The organism is Parvibaculum sp. (genome assembly GCF_040882025.1).
Classification (GTDB): domain Bacteria; phylum Pseudomonadota; class Alphaproteobacteria; order Parvibaculales; family Parvibaculaceae; genus Parvibaculum.
Genome location: NZ_JBBECC010000125.1, coordinates 1 through 3,635, shown reverse-complemented (window position 1 = coordinate 3,635; position 3,635 = coordinate 1). Strand labels below are relative to the sequence as shown.

5 protein-coding genes are annotated in these 3,635 nt (G+C 62.7%); 2 read left to right on the top strand and 3 right to left on the bottom strand.

All coding sequences use genetic code 11. The annotated features are described in order from the left end of the window. Positions 1-377 (top strand): ATP-binding protein (locus tag WEB61_RS09045; RefSeq protein ID WP_368064013.1); only part of this gene is annotated, 377 nt, incomplete at its 5' end. A gap of 263 nt (positions 378-640) precedes the next feature. Here WEB61_RS09045 and WEB61_RS09040 read toward each other — a convergent pair. From WEB61_RS09040 to WEB61_RS09030, 3 genes are all read right to left on the bottom strand, one after another. Beyond that, positions 641-1,378, bottom strand: coding sequence for a DUF1013 domain-containing protein (locus tag WEB61_RS09040; protein WP_368064012.1), 738 nt, complete (start codon positions 1,376-1,378; stop codon positions 641-643). A gap of 195 nt (positions 1,379-1,573) precedes the next feature. After that, complete coding sequence (locus tag WEB61_RS09035; protein WP_368064011.1) at positions 1,574-2,134, bottom strand: YSC84-related protein; 561 nt, start codon at positions 2,132-2,134, stop codon at positions 1,574-1,576. A 176-nt stretch (positions 2,135-2,310) separates the two neighbouring features. Beyond that, positions 2,311-3,309, bottom strand: coding sequence for an NAD(P)H-quinone oxidoreductase (locus WEB61_RS09030; RefSeq protein WP_368064010.1), 999 nt, complete (start codon positions 3,307-3,309; stop codon positions 2,311-2,313). 94 nt (positions 3,310-3,403) lie between these two features. Here WEB61_RS09030 and WEB61_RS09025 point away from each other — a divergent pair, with 94 nt between their 5' ends. Beyond that, positions 3,404-3,604, top strand: coding sequence for a DUF1192 domain-containing protein (locus tag WEB61_RS09025; RefSeq protein WP_368064009.1), 201 nt, complete (start codon positions 3,404-3,406; stop codon positions 3,602-3,604). The last annotated feature ends 31 nt before the right edge of the window (positions 3,605-3,635 follow it).

The window sequence follows — 3,635 nt, the reverse complement described above, 5'->3', positions numbered from 1 at the left end:
AGCTCGATTCGCGAAAATTCCAGACGGCCCTGTTCAATCTTGTTGCCAATGCACGCGACGCGATGCCGGCGGGCGGCGATGTGCAGATCGTCACGACAAATCTGCGCCTTGGAGCCCGGGAGCGGGGCCTCTATGCCGGCCTGCCCGGCGGCCACTACGTCCGGGTCAGCGTCGAAGACAACGGCACCGGCATCGCGGACGACGCCGCGGCGCGGGTTTTCGAGCCCTTTTTCACCACCAAGCCGCTCGGCGAGGGGACGGGGCTTGGACTTTCGATGGTCCAGGGTTTCATGGTTCAATCCGGCGGCGATGTTCGGATTGAGAGCGAATGGGGCAAGGGCACCTCGGTCCACCTTGTTCTTCCCGCCTTGCGCTGAACCGATCACCCGGGACGACATTGCATGTGTCGAAACTCCGGGGATAACTCCCCTTATCCCCGCTTTTGCAGCACGTGACGCCGCCCGCGACTTATCCTCGCCCTGCAAAACGTGCTTTGCAAAAACGAAAACCCCGCCATCGTCCGGCGGGGGTCGCGCAAAAACGGGGATAAGTTTTCTCGAAAAAACGTCATCATCCGTAGACGGATGAAAATTCCATCCGTTTGTGACAGTTTTATGACAGTTTCGTGACAGAGAGGGGGTTACGCCTCGTCGTCGCTGTCGATTTTCACGTCCTTGAGGCTGCCGAAAACGCTGTCGATATCGTGGCGCTTGCGCTCCTCGTCTTCCGGCTTCTTTTCCGGCGCGGCGATGGTGGCGTGCAGCGGCGCGGCGGGCGCCGGCGCGGTTTCGCTCGCCGGCAGCAGGGTTTCGGAAATGCCGGCCGCCTTGTTGGCCTTCTTGCGTTCGCGCTCGGCCTTGCGGGCGGCCTTGTTGACCGCCGCGTCGAGCTCGATTTGCGAGCAGAGACTGAGGGTTACGGGATCGACCGGCTTGATGTTCGGCGCGTTCCAGTGGCTGCGGTCGCGCACGCTCTGGATCGTCGGCTTGGTCGTGCCGACGAGCTTGGCGACCTGCGCGTCGGTCAGTTCGGGGTGGTTGCGCAACAGCCAGGCGATTGCGTCCGGGCGGTCCTGGCGGCGCGAGACGGGCGTGTAGCGTGGTCCCTTGCGCGCGGGCAGCGGCGGCAATTTGTATTTGCTTTCAGCGGTTTGCAGGCGCTCGTCCGGGTCCTTCTGGCAGCGCTCGATTTCGGCGCGCGTCAGCTGGCCCGAGACGATGGGGTCCATGCCCTTGATGCCCTGCGCGACGTCGCCATCGGCGATGCCCTTCACCTCGAGCACATGCAGGCCGCAGAAATCGGCCACCTGATCGAAGGTCAGCGAGGTGTTTTCGACCAGCCAGACGGCGGTGGCCTTGGGCATTAGGGGCTGAATCATGTCGGTTCCTCTGATCCACCCGGCAGTGAGCCGGATAAACCGCTTTTCGTTTCCATCGAAGATTGAATATGGCCGTTATATAGGGCGAAAGAGGGTTCATTGAAAGCGGAATGATGCTGCCGCCGCGAATTGTGAAGAGACGCGAAAAAGGCCGGAATCTCAAGGATTCCGGCCTTTTTCCTGTGTCGGGGTGGATCAGCGGCGGATCTGTGTGATCTTGGTGCCTTCGATGTTGATCCCGGCCATCAGGCCTTTCTGATCGAAGATGAAGGCATAGGCGTCGTCCTTCAGCGTCGAGCTCGAAAGGTTCTTGGCGATACCTTCGTCGACGACGACGACCGTCGGGCCGACGCCGATTTCCCAGCCGCGGCTCTCCGTCAGATAGTCGACGGCCTTGTTGTTCATCAGGAAAACCACATAGCCGTAGGACTGGGCGCCCGCCTGCAGGCCCCAGGAGCCGGTGACGGAGTTGTAGTAATTCTTCACCTCGCCGTCCTGCTGCAACAGGCCTTCGCCGTAAGCGCCGCCGAAAACGAGGCCGGCCTTCACGATATTCGGAAAGATGAGGACGGCTTCGGCCTCTCCGGCAATCTCCTTGGCGACCGGGTTGCTCTCGAGGAGCTTGTCGAGCGCGTGTTGGGCTTCCTTGTTCAGGTCCTCGGCTGTCGCCGCATGGGCACCCTGGAATGCGCCGAGGGAAACCGACGTTGCCACGGCGAAGACCGCCGCAAGAATGAATCGTCTGAGGTTTTTCATCGGTGTTTTCCTTAATGTCATGGGAATGCAGGTCTTTTCGACCGGACGCGGCATCGCGTCGCCGCAGTGCGCGGCGTACGATGCCGTCGACAGGGCGACTATCGCCGCGGCTTATGGCGATTTGGTGGAGAGACTGTGTCCATTCCGGGCGCGAATGAGGCCGCGCGCAAAATGGCTCAAACGGCGAGGATTATCTTGCCGATATGGCTGCTTTTTTCCATAAGCGCATGGGCTTTCGCGGCGTCCGCCAGCGGGAAAACCGTGTCGATCAAGGGTTTTATGCGGCCTGCCTCGATCAGCGGCCAGACCTTTTCCTTCAGCGCCTGAGCGAGCGCCGCCTTCTCCTCGATGCTCCGGGGACGGAGCGTCGAGCCCGTCAGCGTCAGCCGCTTCAGCATCACGGGCAGGAAATTCACTTCGGCCGTCGAGCCGTTGAGAAAGGCAATCGAGACGATCCGCCCGTCCGTCGCCGCCGCCTGGATGTTGCGCGGAATATAGTCGCCGCCCACCATGTCGAGGATCACATCGGCGCCCCGGCCGTCGGTCAGCCGTTTCGTTTCGGCGACAAAATCCTGCGTCCGGTAGTCGATCGCCGCATCGGCGCCAAGCTTCAGGCAGGCCGCGCATTTTTCTGCCGAGCCCGCCGTCGCGATCACGGTGGCGCCAAAAAGGGCCGCGAGCTGGATCGCCGTCGTGCCGATGCCGCTCGAGCCGCCGTGAACGAGGAAAGTCTCTCCCGCCTTCAGCGCGCCGCGCTCGAAGACGTTGGTCCAGACCGTGAAAAAGGTTTCCGGCAGCGCCGCTGCTTCCGTCATCGAAAGTCCCTGCGGCACAGGCAAGGCATGGCTTTCATGCGCGAGGCAGTATTCGGCGTAACCGCCGCCGCCCACCAGCGCGCAAACCTTCTCGCCCGTCTTCCATAGGGTAACGCCAGGGCCCGTCGCGACAACCTCGCCGGCGACCTCGAGCCCCGGCGTTTCCGGCGCGCCGGGCGGCGGCGGATAGAGCCCCATACGCTGGATCGTGTCCGGCCGGTTGACGCCGGCGGCCGCGACCTTGATCAGGATTTCGCCGTGCCCGGGGTCGGGCCGCGCAATCCGGCGCGTTTCCAGCACGTCCGGGCCGCCCGGTTCGCGGATCGCGATGGCCGTCATGGTCTCGGGCAGGTTCGGCAAGGGGCGCGCTCCTCAAGCTTGGCGGATCGGCTTGCAGGTCTAGCCCGGTGTCCCCAAACTGGCAACCGGCGGCGATGAGAGGAGGCCGAGTGTCATGGACCGGGACGATCTGGAGCCGCGCAAGCGGCGCGACGAGGCACTGGCGGCGCTCGCCAGGGAGGATTTGAGCCTGCTCGGAATCGAGGAGCTCGAGGAACGAATCACTGCGCTTGAAGGTGAAATTGCGCGAATCCGCGATCAGCTCGTCAAGAAGCACGGTTCGCTGTCGGCCGCCGAGGCACTGTTCAAAAAGTAGACATCCTCAGTTAACACATTAAAAATACAGC